General features: G+C 70.5%; 12 protein-coding genes. 8 read left to right on the top strand and 4 right to left on the bottom strand.

Translation table 11 applies throughout. The annotated features are described in order from the left end of the window. Positions 1–13: 13 nt before the first annotated feature. Together dnaN and dnaA are read right to left on the bottom strand one after the other, a co-directional pair. A complete protein-coding gene (gene dnaN / locus MUY22_RS12300; protein ID WP_247059647.1) occupies positions 14–1147 on the bottom strand; it encodes a DNA polymerase III subunit beta in 1134 nt (377 codons plus the stop codon). An 867-nt stretch (positions 1148–2014) separates the two neighbouring features. After that, positions 2015–3625, bottom strand: coding sequence for a chromosomal replication initiator protein DnaA (dnaA, locus tag MUY22_RS12295; protein ID WP_247059645.1), 1611 nt, complete (start codon positions 3623–3625; stop codon positions 2015–2017). A 606-nt stretch (positions 3626–4231) separates the two neighbouring features. Here dnaA and rpmH point away from each other — a divergent pair. From rpmH to MUY22_RS12255, 8 genes are all read left to right on the top strand, one after another. Beyond that, complete coding sequence (rpmH, locus tag MUY22_RS12290; protein WP_247059643.1) at positions 4232–4375, top strand: 50S ribosomal protein L34; 144 nt, start codon at positions 4232–4234, stop codon at positions 4373–4375. Positions 4376–4396: 21 nt separating this feature from the next. After that, the gene (gene rnpA / locus MUY22_RS12285) at positions 4397–4831 is read left to right on the top strand and encodes a ribonuclease P protein component (RefSeq protein WP_247059642.1); all 435 of its coding nucleotides are present in this window, start codon (positions 4397–4399) and stop codon (positions 4829–4831) included. A gap of 5 nt (positions 4832–4836) precedes the next feature. After that, positions 4837–5172 (top strand): membrane protein insertion efficiency factor YidD, encoded by a 336-nt coding sequence (gene yidD / locus MUY22_RS12280; RefSeq protein ID WP_247059641.1) that lies wholly within the window; start codon positions 4837–4839, stop codon positions 5170–5172. A gap of 5 nt (positions 5173–5177) precedes the next feature. Then, positions 5178–6341, top strand: a complete 1164-nt coding sequence (yidC, locus tag MUY22_RS12275) for a membrane protein insertase YidC (protein ID WP_247059640.1) — start codon at positions 5178–5180, stop codon at positions 6339–6341. A gap of 30 nt (positions 6342–6371) precedes the next feature. Next, positions 6372–6932: a R3H domain-containing nucleic acid-binding protein gene (locus MUY22_RS12270; protein ID WP_247059639.1), complete on the top strand. Its 561-nt coding sequence runs from the start codon at positions 6372–6374 to the stop codon at positions 6930–6932. Positions 6933–10189: 3257 nt separating this feature from the next. Beyond that, complete coding sequence (gene rsmG / locus MUY22_RS12265; protein ID WP_247059638.1) at positions 10190–10870, top strand: 16S rRNA (guanine(527)-N(7))-methyltransferase RsmG; 681 nt, start codon at positions 10190–10192, stop codon at positions 10868–10870. A gap of 86 nt (positions 10871–10956) precedes the next feature. Then, positions 10957–11880: a ParA family protein gene (locus MUY22_RS12260; protein ID WP_371827606.1), complete on the top strand. Its 924-nt coding sequence runs from the start codon at positions 10957–10959 to the stop codon at positions 11878–11880. Continuing rightward, positions 11877–12875, top strand: coding sequence for a ParB/RepB/Spo0J family partition protein (locus tag MUY22_RS12255; protein ID WP_247059636.1), 999 nt, complete (start codon positions 11877–11879; stop codon positions 12873–12875). The genes MUY22_RS12260 and MUY22_RS12255 overlap by 4 nt, the downstream gene beginning before the upstream one ends. 132 nt (positions 12876–13007) lie before the next feature. On the opposite strand, the gene MUY22_RS12250 is transcribed toward MUY22_RS12255, so the two are convergent. Together MUY22_RS12250 and MUY22_RS12245 are read right to left on the bottom strand one after the other, a co-directional pair. Beyond that, a complete protein-coding gene (locus tag MUY22_RS12250) occupies positions 13008–13952 on the bottom strand; it encodes a D-alanine--D-alanine ligase (protein ID WP_247059635.1) in 945 nt (314 codons plus the stop codon). Between the two features lie 33 nt (positions 13953–13985). Next, a complete protein-coding gene (locus tag MUY22_RS12245; RefSeq protein WP_247059633.1) occupies positions 13986–15305 on the bottom strand; it encodes a PLP-dependent aminotransferase family protein in 1320 nt (439 codons plus the stop codon). Positions 15306–15329 lie beyond the last annotated feature (24 nt).

Raw genomic sequence — 15329 nt, 5'->3', positions numbered from 1 at the left:
GAAAAATTGCGAGTCAGCCCGGAAGACGGACGGGCATCAGGAGGTAGAGGTAGCCGGGGATGAGGTTGCCCTCGGCGTCGGCCGGCTTGATGAGGGCGGGGCGGTTCGGCGTGGTGAACGTCAGCTCCGCCCGGTCGCTGTGGAGGGCGCCGAGACCGTCGACGAGGTAACCCGGGTTGAACGCGATCGTCACCGGCTCACCTTCGTAGTCGACCTGGAGCTCTTCCTCGGCGCTTCCCTCGTCGTCGCCGCCCGCGGACAGCCGCAGCGTGTTGTCCCCGAACTCCAGTCGTACCTGAGTCCCCCGCTCCGCGACCAGCGAAACTCGCTTGATCGACTCCGTGAGAGCCGACACCTCGATGACCGCGCGCGACGTGTGCGTCGCGGGCAGCAGCTGGCGGTAGGGCGGGAACTCGGCGTCGAGCAGCCGGGTCGTCGTGTAGCGCCCGGAGCCGGACAGGCCGAGCAGGCCCTCGCCGCTGGCGAGCGCGAGCCGGATCGTGGCGCCGCTCGCGCCGAGCGTCTTGGCCGCCTCGGCGAGCGTGCGCGCCGGGACGAGCACCGCGGCGTCGGCCAGGCCCTCGGCGGGCTGCCAGGTGAACTCGCGCATGGCGAGCCGGAACCGGTCGGTCGCGACGAGGGTCAGCGAGCTGCCGGAGATCTCGAGCCGCATGCCGGTCAGCATCGGCAGCGTGTCGTCCTTGCCCGCGGCGACGACGACCTGGGTGACGGCCTGGCCGAACGCGTCGCCGGCGAGCTCACCCGCGAAGGCGGGCTGGGACGGCAGCTGCGGGTAGTCCTCGACCGGCATGGTCGGCAGGGAGAAGCGCGCGCTGCCGCACGTGATCGTGGCGCGGGCGCCGTCGACGGCGATCTCGACCGGCTGGTTCGGCAGGGACTTGGTGATGTCGGCGAGGAGCCTGCCGGACACCAGCAGGCGGCCGCCGTCGGCGATCGTCGCCGGGACGCCCACGGTCGCGGACACCTCGTAGTCGAAACCCGACACGGTCAGCGCGTCGGAGTCGCCGTCGGAACCGGCGTCGAGCAGGACTCCGCCCAGTACCGGCACAGGAGGCCGGGAGGGGAGGCTTCTCGCCACCCACGCGACGGCGTCGGCGAGCCCGTCACGCTCGACGCGGATCTTCATGCGCGCATCCTTTCGACGACCCGAGCCACTCGGCTCGGACAGGGCGACGGGGCCGGCCCGGCCTCGCTCTGGCTTGGGGCAGTGACCGGCTGCCCGCTCCGGCCGGTCCGCCCTCCGCGTCAGCGGCCGGAGCACGGACCAGGTGCAGACATCCACGGTAGGCCGTCGCGGGGGCAGCCGTCACTTCGGCCTCCCCTTGACTTTGTCGACTTGGCGACAGTCTCTCGCGGTTGTCCCCAGATTCGTCCGCCGCCTGTTTTTATCTTTTTCTCTCTTAGAAGAGATCTAAAAGGCAGTAGCAGTAGTAAGTCCTGTGGATTGTGTGGATTGAGGTCGTTCGCGCAGGTGGGAGTGCTCGCGGGCATGTGGAGAACCATGGTGGTGGATCTGGGGACAGATCGGGCCGTCCGTGGACAACTTCGAGCGGCCCCGGATCCGTCCACAGTTGTCCCCAGTTATCCCCACGGTTGTCCCCAGGTGTGGGGCCTTCTGTACCCAGGGTCTGGGGGTGCGCGGCACGGTCTGGATCGCTCTTCCGGGTGACCGGGCCCTCCTGTGCACACAATGTGGGCAACCTGTGGAATCAGCGTGGACAACGGTGTGGATTTCTTGTGGATCACCTGTGGGCGGGGTGTGGACGGATTCCGGGTCGTCGCTGGTGGGAGATCCGCGGACGCTGTGGGCAAACTGCCCACACCATGGGGAAACTTCCTTGTGTACAAACAATTTTCGCGACTTTGCGAAGCGCGCGTACGCACACTTCGCTGCTTCGCGGGCGTAGGCGTGCTTCAGGCAGTCCAAAGACGACTCAAGGGCGCCCACATCGCGTGGACGCCCCTGAGTCGTTGGGAGGTAAGGAAAGCCGGGCTACTGGCGGGCGCGCTGCTTGATGCGCGACGTCAGCTCCTGCACCTGGTCGTAGATGCGCCGGCGCTCGGCCATCTCCTTGCGGATCTTCTTGTCCGCGTGCATGACGGTCGTGTGGTCGCGGCCGCCGAACGTCTGCCCGATCTTCGGCAGCGACATGTCGGTCAGCTCGCGGCAGAGGTACATCGCGATCTGGCGGGACGTGGCGAGCGCCTTCGTCTTGCCCGGGCCGCACAGGTCGTCGAGCGAGACGTCGAAGAACTCGGAGATGACGCCCATGATGGTGGGCGCGGTGATCTCCGGGGCGTGCGAGTCGGGGATGAGGTCGCGCAGCACGATCTCGGCCAGCCCGGCGTCGACCGGCTGCTGGTTCAGCGACGCGAACGCCGTGACCCGGATCAGCGCGCCTTCGAGCTCCCGGATGTTCGCCTCGACGCGCGAGGCGATGAACTCCAGGACGTCACCCGGCACCGCGAGCCGGTCCTGCGCCGCCTTCTTGCGGAGGATCGCGATGCGCGTCTCGAGCTCGGGCGGCTGGATGTCGGTGATCAGGCCCCACTCGAACCGCGTCCGCAGCCGGTCCTCCAGCGTTTCGAGGCGCTTGGGCGGGCGGTCGGAGCTGACGACGATCTGCTTGTTCGCGTTGTGGAGGGTGTTGAAGGTGTGGAAGAACTCTTCCTGCGTACCTTCTTTGCCCTCCAAGAACTGGATGTCGTCGACGAGCAGGATGTCGATGTCGCGGTAGCGGCGCTGGAAGGCGACCTTGCGGTCGTCGCGCAGCGAGTTGATGAAGTCGTTCGTGAACTCTTCGGTCGAGACGTACCGCACGCGCATGCCCGGGAAGAGCCGTTGCGCGTAGTGGCCGACCGCGTGCAGCAGGTGCGTCTTGCCGAGCCCGGACTCGCCCCAGATGAAGAGCGGGTTGTACGCGCGGGCCGGCGCTTCGGCGACAGCGACCGCGGCCGCGTGCGCGAACCGGTTGGACGCGCCGATGACGAACGTGTCGAACGTGTACTTCTCGTTGAGCTTCGTCTTCGACGTCTGCGGCTGCGCCGGCGCGGTGTAGGGCTGGCCGGCGATCGGCTGCCCGGAGAACGTGGGCCAGATCTCGTGGACGGCGGCGAGCGCTTCGCCCTCTTCGTCGACTTCCTCGTCGGTGTCGTCACCGTCGTCGGGCTTCGGCCCGGCGGACTGGTGGGCCGGCATCGGCGGCGCGGGCTCGGGACGCTGCGGCGGCATCATCGGGCCGGGGCCCGGCATCGGCGCGGGGGCCGGCTCGGCGCTCACGCCGTTTTCCACCCGGGCGGGTGACGGGACGTAGCGCGGCGCGGCGACCGGGGCGAGGGTCTCGGCGGTGTCGACCTTCACGGCCAGCGAGATGGCGCGGCCGAGCCGCCGGGAGAGCGCGTCGGTGATCGCGCCGCGGAGCCCGCGCTCGATCGCTTCCTTCGCGAAGTCACTGGGGGCCGCGAGCAGCGCGGTGCCGTCGAGCAGCCCGATGGGGCGGGTCACGCGCATCCAGGCACGCTGCTGGGGGGACAGGGTCCCGTCGGACAGTTCGCGTACCACCTGTTCCCAGATGACACCCAGGTTGTGCTGGTGCTCCGACACCTGGCTGGCTCCCCTCCCCTCGACGGCGCGTACGGCCGGATCGGCCCGGGAACGCCCCTGGTCACACCGCCCTATGACCCCCTGCGGACCTGACCGGGTACCGGCACAGCGAATATCCACATAGTTGTCCACAGCTGTGCACTAATGTACGGCGACCCGCGGCGACGCCACCTGCGGGCTCGTCGTAAGCCGGTGGGCACTCCACCACCCGGATACTCGGACACCTCGACCGGTGACCCGAGAGAGGCACGCTAACAAGCCCCGCTCGCTGCCACAAGGCATCCTGGGCCACCAGCATTTCATGGTGTACGGCGTGTTGCCAGCCGATGCCGCGGCGTCGACGAAGGGGCCTCGCGCGGCCCGTCACCGGCGGTGGCGGAGGGGGTGCTTACCGGGCGCCGGGCGGGGGTGCGTACCCTCGTAAGGTCTCCCGTATGCGACGGGCGCGTTTCGCGTGCCCTAGTTGTCGTCGCTCGTCGTGACGAGGCCACACGTTGGTAGGAGACACCAGAGACTGCCGTGCGCCCGCACGACACGCCAGGTGAGAGGGATGACCGTTCCTCTCCGGCGGGTGGGCAGACGACACAGCGACACACAGGAGAAGCAGTGAGCAAGGGTAAGCGGACCTTCCAGCCGAACAACCGCCGTCGCGCCAAGACCCACGGGTTCCGGCTGCGCATGCGGACCCGGGCAGGCCGGGGCATCCTGGCGGCTCGCCGTCGCAAGGGCCGCGAAGCGCTGTCGGCCTGATCCGGCACGTCGGGGCGCGCCGTGCTGCCGGCTGCCGCACGTTTGCGGCGGAGTGAGGATTTCCGCGTGGTTCTCCGTCGCGGATCCAAGGCAGGCAGGCGCCGCCTCGTCGTCCACGCGTTGACCACGGACCCGTCCATGGCCGCCGATGCTTCGTCGGCGACCAGGGCGGGTTTTGTGGTGAGCAAGGCCGTGGGGAACTCGGTGGTCCGCCACCGGGTGTCCCGCAAGCTGCGCCATCTCGTTTCGGCCCGGCTCGGAACCCTGCCCGCCGGCAGTGCGTTGGTCGTACGGGCATTGCCGCCGTCCGCGTCCGCGTCCAGCGCGGAGCTCGGGGCCGATCTCGACGCCGCGCTGCGGCGGCTCGGACTACTGTCGTCGCGCCGTCCGGCCGGGGATGTCCCCAGCCCGACGCGTCCCGCGGACGCGGCCCCCGACCACGGATCAGCGGTGTGACCGGTATGCGAGCCACCCCCGAGCACTCAGTGCACGACGAGCACGACCACGACGACGAGCCAGGGCCCGCCCGGCCCGGTCCGGTCGCGTGGGTCCTGTTGCTCCCCATCAAGCTCTACCGCAAGGCGATTTCGCCCTTCCTGCCGCCGGCGTGCCGGTTCTACCCGAGCTGCAGCGCGTACGCGGTCGAAGCCCTCACCCGGCACGGCGCCGGCCGCGGCTCCTACCTCGCGGCGCGCCGCCTGCTGCGTTGCGGCCCGTGGACCATGCCCGGCCGCGACCCCGTGCCCGAGACGTTCTCGTGGCGGCACCGACGACCTGAAACACCGATCGAGGAGTAGCAGCAGTGCTCGATTTCATCTACTACCCCGTGTCCTTCATCCTCTGGTGTTGGCACAAGGTCTTCGGGCTCGTCTTCGGGGAGTCGACGGCGATCGCCTGGATCCTCGGCATCATCTTCCTGACGTTCACGGTCCGCGGCATCATGTTCAAGCCGTTCGTGAACCAGGTCCGGTCGATGAAGAAGATGCAGGACTTCGCGCCGGAGATGAAGAAGCTCCAGAAGAAGTACGCGAACGACAAGCAGCGCCAGGCGCAGGAGATGCAGAAGCTCCAGAAGGAGCACGGCGTCAACCCGCTGGGCAGCTGCCTGCCGATGCTGCTGCAGATCCCGGTGTTCATCGGCCTGAACCACGTCCTGCGCGCGTTCTCGATCATGCCGGCGGACGGCAAGCCGAAGACCGAGAACTACTTCTTCACCCAGCACGACGTCGAGTCGTACGTCAACGCGAAGCTCTTCGGCGTCAACCTCGGCGAGGCCGTCTACAACGGTGTCGGCGTCGTCAGCGGGGGCAACGCCGCGAACGTCGGCTTCCACTGGAGCGTGCTCCCGGTCGCTCTGCCCCTCATGATCATCGCGTCGATCGCCACGCACCTCACCGCGCGGCACTCGGTGGCCCGCCAGAACGCCGCGTCGGCCACCTCGCAGACCGCGATCATGAACAAGCTGACGATGTACATCTTCCCGCTCGGTGTCCTCGTCTTCGGTGCGCTGTTCCCGCTCGGCCTCCTCTTCTACTGGCTGGCGAACAACGGCTGGACCCTGATGCAGCAGCGCCTCGTCTACACGAAGATCGACAAGGAAGAGGCGGCTCGCAAGGTGGAGGCCGCGGAGAAGCGCGCGTCGCTCGGCCCGAAGCCCGGGCAGAAGCCGACCGCGCCGAAGGTGGGCCAGAAGCCCGTCCAGCAGAAGAAGAACCAGCCCGCCCAGACCGGCTCGCAGAAGAAGGTCACCAAGGCCGGCTCGGCCCACGGCTTCGCGCAGACCACGCCGGCGGAGGCCGCCGCGGCCAAGGCCGCCGAGGCCGCTGCGGCCAAGACGGACGGCGCGACGGTGGCGGAGGCCACCCCGGTCGCCACGAACGGCCAGAACGGCTCATCGGAGAACGGCACGGGAGTGCCCGGGCTCCTCAAAGACTCGACCAGGAAGTCGGGCCGGAAGCGCCGCTGAGGCGCGACCGGTTCGGAGAGGAGACGAATGATGTCGGAGACGATCGACACGATCGACGCCGATCAGGACGACGCGGCCGCGGGCGCGACCACCGAAGAGGAGAGCGAGCAGAAGGCAGGAGGTGGCGACGACGTCCTCGTCCAGGAGGGCGACATCGCCGGCGACTACCTCGAGCGGCTGCTGGACCTGCTCGACTACGACGGTGACATCGACCTGGACGTGGAGGCCGGCCGCGCGATCGTGAGCATCGACGGCGGCGAAGACCTCGAGAAGCTCGTCGGCCCCCGCGGCACGGTGCTCGAAGCGCTGCAGGAACTGACCCGCCTGGCGGTCCAGCAGGAGACGGGCTCGCGCAGCCGCCTCATGCTGGACATCGCGGGCTGGCGCGCGGACCGCCGCGAGGAACTCCGCGAACTCGGCCGTTCGACGGCGGAGTCGGTCCTTTCGAGCGGCGAGCGGGTGCGACTGCAGCCGATGAGCCCGTTCGAACGCAAGGTGGTCCACGACGCGGTGGCGACGGTCTCGGGCGTCACGAGCGAGAGCGAGGGCGAAGACCCCAAGCGTCGCGTGGTGATCTTCCCGGAGTCCTGACGGACTTCGTTTCAGCGGCCCGCCGGACTTCGGTCCGGCGGGCCGCTTTTTGTTGCCCTTGTGGGGGGTAGGTCTGGGCGGATCGAACCTGCCTTGGCGGCGACCGCGGGTGCTGCCCGGCTCGGCATCGGCTGCGGTGGGAGGAGGCGGTCATCCTGTCGCAGGTGGGGCACGCCCGGGCTTCAACGGAATCCGTCTCCTGCGGGCCGCACCCGCGCTGACGTCCGGGAGGCGTGGCGCCTTAGTCCGGCGCGACTCACCCCGGACTCCGCTGGGCGGTCGCCCGCCGGCAGGCAAGCCGACGAAGTCGGCGGTCGCCGATGACTCGCGATCGCGGCCTTCCTGGACGGATAGAGAGCCCGGCCGTTCGGCCCTGCCTCACGGCTACCAGTCCTCTGGCCTCAGCCCAGCCCAGCCCAGCCCAGCTCAGCCCAGCCCAGCCCAGCCCAGCCCAGCCCGGCTCGGCTCGGCTCGGCTCGGTCCGGCTCGGTCCGGCTCGGTCCGGCTCGGTCCGGCTCGGTCCGGCTCGGTCCGGCTCGGCTCGGCTCGGCTCGGCCCGGCTCGGCCCGGCTCGGCTCGGCCCGGCTCGGCTCGGCTCGGCTCGGCTCGGTCCGGCTCGGTCCGGTCCGGTCCGGCTCGGTCCGGCCCGGCACCGCCTGCCCCGCATCGCCCGCGCCGCTGGAGCCGTACCGTCCTGCCCTACCGCCACTTACCGCGGTGGCCTCCGCTCCACCTGCTGCGGCCGTCGCGGTCGTGGAAGGGCCGCCGTTCCGTACTCCGTGCGCCCGCGGGCAAGCTGACCGGCAGGCAATACGCCCAGCTGACCCTCGGCCTCGCGCTGGCACCATTCCGCTGCCGCGCACCGCGACCACCACCGTGCACTTCACCACCGCGCGGCCCCGCCTGACATGACAGTCAGGCGCTGCCGCTGTGGGGCGGCTCTCGCCTGCTTGGTGCGACCACCGCGGGCCGTTACCGCGAGGCTGCGGGGCGCCGTGTGCCAGCAGCGGGCGCGACCACCACTCCCACGGGCTGCTGCCGCGGCAGCTATGGCCGCCACCTCTTGCCGCGTCAGCCACGCCCTCCACCTCGTGGCGCAGCCACGCTCGCCGCCTGCCACAGCGACATCTCGCTCTGCCCGGTGCCGCCCGTGGCGTCTCGCTCCGCCCTGCTGCCTCGGCAGCGACTGCCTCACCGTGCACCATGCGTCGGCACCGGCCGCCGCGATCGCCGCCCCGGCACCCCGAGGCCACGGTCTCCCGCTTCGCGTCACAGTCGCGTGAGCGACTGTGGCCGTTCATGTGCCGGTCCCCTCCGCTGCTGCTGTGTGCCGTGACCATCGCTGGGGCTCAATCACCCTGCCGCTGTGACCATCGCCGCGGCTGCAGTCGCCCGCTGCCGTATGGAGTGCCGTTGCCGCAGCGGTAGGTCGCTGCGCGGCTGTCATCGGCCCAGGATCGCTCTGCTGCGCCTCGCCCGTTGTGCTGTTGGGTCTGGACGATCGGCGTGGCTGGTCCACCAGTCGCACACGCCAGACCGCGACCTGCCCCTCCTCGACTGGTTGCGCGCGACCGTCACATCTGCTGCGGTCGCCGCTGTGCCCCGGCACATCACCCTGCCGCCACGTCGTCTCCTGGGGGTGGCCCTCCGCCTGCGTGGCCGCTGCTGCCGTGGCTCCCGCTGCTGTGGCGGAGTGCGGTCGTCGCCGGCCTTGACCCGCCAGCCTCGCCTGCCTTCACCGCGGTGACTGGCCGTGTGACTGTCGCATCTGCCAGGAGCATGCGGTCAGGCCACGCCGCCGCGTGGTTGCCGCCGCCGGGAGTGCGATCCGCCGCCACTGCCCACCGCTAGTGCCACGGCTGCGTCCGATCGTGGCCGCAGCCGGCTCGCCTTGCCGGGCGCGCCGCTGCCCTGGCTGGTCGCCTGCATGACTGCGGCCGTCGCGGGCGTGTGCTGACCGCGCAGCGGCTGCGGTCATCCCGCCACCGTGCGAGCCGTCGCCCACCACGCCGCCACAGTGGTGAGTGTGCGGGCTGTCTGCCCGGGCGGTCGCGGCTGCGCCCTGACTGGTCGCGTGCCGCGGCGGTCGCATTTGCTGTAGGCGCCGTGGTCGCCGCGCCACGGGCTGCCGTCCCGCCGCTGCGGTGTGCCTCGCGACCCACGGCCGCGCTGCCGCCGCTGCGGCGACACGGCTGTCGCCGGCTTGCCTCGCCAGTCGCGCCTCCGCTCTGGCGGGCCGTGCGCCGCGACCACGTACCCCGTCGCCCCGGCTTTGCCACGGCGGCCGCTACTCCGCTGCCGCGCCTCAGTGTGGCTCGCCACCGTCTCGCTGCCGCTGCTCTTCCGTCGTTGCCTCGGTTGCCGCCCCGCCCCGCCGCGCCCGCCCCGCCCTGCCGCGCCCGCCCCGCCCTGCCGCGCCCGCCCCGCCCCGCCGCGCCCGCCGCGCCCGCCGGGCCTGGCCGCGCCCCGCCCCGCCCCGCTTCGCCGCGCCGGGCCGGGCCGGGCCAGGCCGCCCCGCCCCGCGCCCGCCGCGCCCCGCCCCGCGCCGCGCCGCGCCGCGCCGCGCCGCGCCCGCCGGGCCGCGGCCCGCCGCGCCGGGCCGCGCACTGCCGCGCTGCTGCCGCCATCACTGCTCCGCCACCACCGCTGCCGCCGCTGCCACCACCGCTGCCGCCGCTGCCGCTGCCGCTGCCGCTGCTGCGCTGCGGGCCACGACCGCCGTCCCGTGACTGCCGCGCTTCTGTCGCCGCTTTGGGGCGTCGGCTGCTGTGGCTTACAGGCCGCCGTGACTGGGTCGTGTGCTGTTTTGGCGGGCTGGGTGACGTTGCCGATGTTGTCGTGGTCGGTCGCTGTCGTGGCTCCGGCGGGCCGCGTGCTGCGCAGCCGTTATCCGTGGTCGGTCGCCTGGCGAGACTGGCGGCGGAGGCGCGGCGCCGGTTGCCGCGATGCCGTGGTCGGCCGTCGTTGCGGGGGTGATCGTTGAGACTGTCGCCGTCCTGTCCCGGTCGCCTGGCGTCTTGCTGGGCGCGGCCGCCCGGCTTGGGTTGGGGGTGGCGCGGGGCGAATTACAGCCGTGATGTTTCACGTGGAACGCGCGCCGGGGCCGGCGGCGGTGGGGTGGTGTTTCACGTGGAACGCGCCGCTGGGTGAGTGGAGTTGTCCACATCTGCGGTCTGTCGGCTCGTTTTCGCGTCGACATCAGGGACAATCGCTGGAGCGCCGTTTCACGTGAAACGCGCGGACTAGGAGTAGCCGGAGTGAGCTTGGAGCAGGCCGCGGGTGCGGTGCGGACCGCGGCGGAGCGAGTGTTCGGTGCTCACGTCGACCAAGCGGCTGGGTATGTGGAGCTCCTCGCGAGCCATGGGGTTGAGCGTGGGCTGATCGGTCCGCGGGAGGTCGAACGGCTTTGGGAACGGCACGTGCTCAACTCGGCGGTGATCGGCGAGCAGATGCCTGAGGGGGCTCGCGTCGTCGATGTCGGGTCCGGGGCGGGGCTTCCGGGTGTGCCGCTCGCCATCGCTCGGCCGGACCTCGATATCGTCTTGCTCGAACCTATGGCCCGCCGGGTGGACTGGCTGGCCGAGGTGGCCGAGAAGCTGGAACTCCCGATCACCATCGTCCGTGGACGCGCGGAGGAGCGGCCTGTGCGTGAGCAGCTCGGTGGCGCTGACATCGTCACCGCTCGCGCGGTCGCCCCGCTGGCCCGGCTTGCGGACTGGTGCTTGCCGCTGGTTCGTCCTGACGGCTTCCTGGTCGCTCTCAAAGGCGCCAGTGCGGCGGACGAGATCGAGCGGGACGGCGCTGCCATCAGGAAGGCGGGCGGTGCCGACCCGATGATCGTGGAGTGCGGTGTGGCAGTACTAGAGGTCCCCAGCACGGTCGTGAAGATCCGTCGCCAGTCGTCGAAGACGGCTCAGGCGCGGAGCAGGAAGCGCTAGCGCAGACAACGGGCCGCGGTGTTCCACGTGAAACGACGCGACTCGTCCATCGACCAGACGTCTATATGGAGGAGGTGTCGAGACCGGTGAATCCCCCGCCGTCCGACTCCACGGAGACCAGCCACGACGTGGGCTGGACGCCGATCGCCGAAGAAGCCACCCGCGCCGCTCGGCTGCTGCACCCGGATGGGTCGCTGCCGCGGCCTGGCCGTCGCCGCGTGATGACCGTGGCCAACCAGAAGGGCGGCGTTGGCAAGACCACCAGCACGGTCAACCTCGCCGCCGCGCTCGCCGTTCACGGGCTCAAGACGCTCGTCGTCGACCTCGACCCGCAGGGCAACGCGAGCACCGCGCTCGACGTCGACCACCGGTCCGGGACGCCCTCCATCTACGAAGTGCTCATCGGCGAGGTGACGCTCGCCGAGGCGGCGCAGCCGACCGAGCAGTCCCCCAACCTCTTCTGCGTCCCCGCCACGATCGACCTCGCCGGCGCCGAGATCGAGCTCGTCTCGATGGCGTCGCGCGAGTCGCGGCTCAAGGAGGCCATCTCTTCGGAGATCCTCGACGAGATCGGTGTCGACTACGTCTTCATCGACTGCCCGCCGTCGCTCGGCCTCCTGACGGTCAACGCGATGGTCGCCGCGCAGGAGGTGCTCATCCCGATCCAGTGCGAGTACTACGCGCTGGAGGGGCTCGGGCAGCTGCTGAGCAACATCGAGCTCGTGCAGCAGCACCTCAACCGCGAACTCCGCGTCTCGACGATCCTGCTCACCATGTACGACGGCCGGACCAAGCTGGCCGACCAGGTGACGAACGAGGTGCGGAACCACTTCGGCGACACCGTCCTGAAGACCGTCATCCCCCGCAGCGTGAAGGTGTCGGAGGCGCCCGGGTACGGCCAGACCGTGCTCGCCTACGACCCCGGTTCGCGCGGGGCACTGAGCTACGTCGACGCGGCGAAGGAGATCGCCGAGCGAGGTGCACTCATGGAAAGGGGTAGTTCCACATGACCGAGCGCAGAGGAGGGCTGGGGCGCGGCCTCGCCGCCCTCATCCCCACCGGGCCCACCGGCGGCCCCCTCCCCGCGCCCAGTGACGGGTCGGCGGCGGACAAGAAGGCGGCCGACGAGAAGGGCTGGTTCGCGGCGAACGGCCAAGCGAAGCAGCACAGCGGCGAGGTCGCCGGGGCGGTCTACCGCGAGATCCCGGTCGGCTCGATCAAGCCCAACCCGAAGCAGCCGCGGCTGGCCTTCGACGAAGAGGCGCTCGCCGAACTCGAGCACTCGATCCGCGAGTTCGGGCTCATGCAGCCCATCGTGGTTCGCGAGCTCGGGAACGACGAGTACGAGCTCGTCATGGGCGAGCGGCGGCTCCGGGCGTCGCAGCAGGCGGAGCTCGAAGCGATCCCGGCGATCGTCCGGCAGACTGCCGACGAGTCGATGCTGCGCGACGCGCTCTTGGAGAACATCCACCGCGTCCAGCTGAACCCGCTCGAAGAGGCGGCGGCGTACCAGCAGCTGCTCGACGAGTTCGCGGTCACGCACGAGGAGCTGGCGAGCCGGATCGGCCGCAGCCGGCCGGTCATCACCAACACCATCCGGCTCCTCAAGCTCCCCCTGCCGGTGCAGCGCCGGGTCGCCGCGGGCGTCCTGTCCGCCGGGCACGCGCGTGCGTTGCTGTCGCTGGAGGACGCCGACAGTCAGGAAGAGCTCGCCGCGCGCATCATCGCGGAGGGCATGTCGGTCCGGGCGACCGAGGAAGCCGTCACGCTCAAGAAGAGCGAGAAGCCGGCCAAGCCGAAGCCCGCGCCGCGCAAGCCGATCCAGGCCCCCGGGCTCCAGGATCTCGCCAACCGGCTTTCGGACCGGTTCGACACCCGCGTGAAGGTCGATCTCGGCCGGCGCAAGGGGCGGATCGTGCTCGAGTTCGGCTCGGTCGACGATCTCGAGCGCATCGTCTCGATCATCGATGCGAATGGGGCGAATCAGACACCGGAAACCGATTAGGGATCACCCCAGGGTGTTTCGTCACGGTGATGATTGCTCGACGCAGTCGCGACGACCACATCCAGTGATGATCGTCAGCGGCACGAAAAAGGCCACCGCGGAGAACCGAGGTGGCCTTTCGTGTGCGAAAAGTCAGCGGGAGATCGCGCGCCCGATCAGGTCGGCGAACACCGTGCCGAGCGACTTGCCCGCCGCGTCGATCGCCATCGGGACCGTCGACGTCTCGGTGAGCCCGGGTGACGGGTTCACCTCGAGGAAGTGGACCGTGCCGTCTTCGGCGACGATCGCGTCGGTCCGGGAGATGTCCCGCAGTCCGAGGACGCGGTGTGCGGCGACGGCGAGTTCGGCCGCCGCCTTGGCCGCGGCGTCGTCGAGGCGGGCCGGGGTGAAGAAGTCCGTCAGGCCGGCGGTGTAGCGGGCCGTGTAGTCGTAGACGCCGCTCTCCGGCACGATCTCGACCGCGGGCAGGGCTTCGGGACCGTTCTCGCCCTCGATGACCGTCACGGCCACCTCGACGCCGGCCACGAACCGCTCGGCGAGAACCGTGTCGCCGTAAGCGAAGCAGCCGACCATCGCCGCGGGCAGTTCCGCCGCTTCGCGCACCACCTGCGTGCCGAGCGCCGAGCCACCCTGGTCCGGCTTGAGGATCAGCGGCAGGCCGAGCTGCTCCACCATCGCGTCGAGCACCGCCTGGGCGCCGAGCTCGCGGAACGTGCTGTGCGGCAACACGACCCAGCCCGGCGTCACGAAGCCGGCGTTCTCGATGAGCGCCTTGGCCGTCGGCTTGTCCCACGCGCGGCGGCAGCCCTGGGAACCGGTGCCGACGAACGGCACGTCCAGCATTTCCAGCACCGTCTGCACCGAGCCGTTTTCGCCCTCACCGCCGTGCAGCGCGACGACCACGGCGTCCGGGCGCTGCGTGCGCAGGCGCTCCAGCAACCCCGCGTCGGTGTCCCACTCCTCGATGCCGAGGCCTTCGGACTTGAGCGCCGCGGAGAGCCGTCGCCCGGACCTCAGCGAGACGTCGCGTTCGTGCGAAAGCCCGCCGGCGAGCACGGCAACGGTACGGTCGACCACCGTGGAAACTCCTTAGCTGGATTGAGAAAAGACTCAGACCGTGTCGGGAGACGGGTTCTGCGGTCCCTGGATCTGGCGCGCGCTCACGTTACCGAAGGTGCGCGCGAGGTCCATTTCGGACTCCAGCACGGCGGCCAGCCGCCGGACGCCTTCCCGGATGCGCTCCGGTGTCGGGTAGCAGTAGGACAACCGCATCTGGCGGCTGCCGAAACCGTCGGCGTAGAAGCCGGTTCCGGACGCGTACGCCACCCGCGCGGTCACCGCGCGCGGCAGCATCGCCTTGGTGTCGACGCCCTCCGGCACTGTCACCCAGACGTAGAACCCGCCGTCCGGCTTCGTCCACGAGCAGCCCGGCGGCAGGTACTGGTCGAGCGCGGACAGGATCGCGTCGCGCCGCTCGCGGTAGTTCTCGCGGAACTTCTTGATCTGGCCCTTCCAGTCGTGCGTGGCCAGGTAGCGCGACACGATCAGCTGGTTGAGGGTCGGCGGGCACAGCGTCGCCGACTCCGCGGCCAGCACGAGCTTTTCGCGGACGGCGTGCGGCGCCAGCACCCAGCCGACGCGCAGACCGGACGCGAACGTCTTCGAGAACGAGCCGAGGTACACGACGTTGTCGGGGTCCGTCGAGCGCAGCGCCGGGTACGTCTGCCCGTCGAAACCGAGTAACCCGTACGGGTTGTCTTCGACGACCAGGACGCCGTGCTCGCGGCAGATCTCCAGGATCTCCGCGCGGCGCTCGACGGCCAGCGTGACGCCGGCGGGGTTGTGGAAGTTCGGGATCGTGTAGAGGAACTTGACGCGCCGGCCGGCCTTCTCCGTCTGACTCAGCGCCTCGCGCAGCAGTTCCGGCACCAGGCCGTTTTCGTCCATCGCCACGTGCACGACCTGCGCCTGGTACGCGGCGAAGGAGCCCAGGGCACCGACGTAGGACGGGCCCTCGGCGATGACGACGTCACCCGGGTCGCAGAACAGCCGCGTGACCATGTCCAGGCCCATCTGGGAGCCGACGGTCACCACGACGTCGTCCGGGTGCGCCTTGATGCCCTCCAGCGCCATGATTTCGCAGATCTGCTCGCGCAGCGCCGGGACGCCGTGCGCCGAGCCGTACTGCAGGGCCACCAGGCCGTCTTCGGCGATGATCTCCGCCACCTGCGCCGAGAGCGTGTCGAGCGGGAGCGCGGCCAGGTTCGGCATGCCACCGGCGAGGGAGACCACCTCGGGCCGGCTGGCGACCGCGAACAGTGCCCGGATCTCGGAGGCGGTCATCCCGGCGGTGCGCGCGGCATACCGCTCGAGGTGCGGGTCGAGGTTCTGACGGCCGCTGTGCGGCTTGCTGGGGCGGTTCTCGGTCATCGACGATTCACCCGGGGGTCGGTG

The sequence above is a fragment of the Amycolatopsis sp. WQ 127309 genome (genome assembly GCF_023023025.1).
Classification (GTDB): Bacteria; Actinomycetota; Actinomycetes; order Mycobacteriales; family Pseudonocardiaceae; genus Amycolatopsis.
This window is presented reverse-complemented; position numbering and strand designations above follow the sequence as displayed.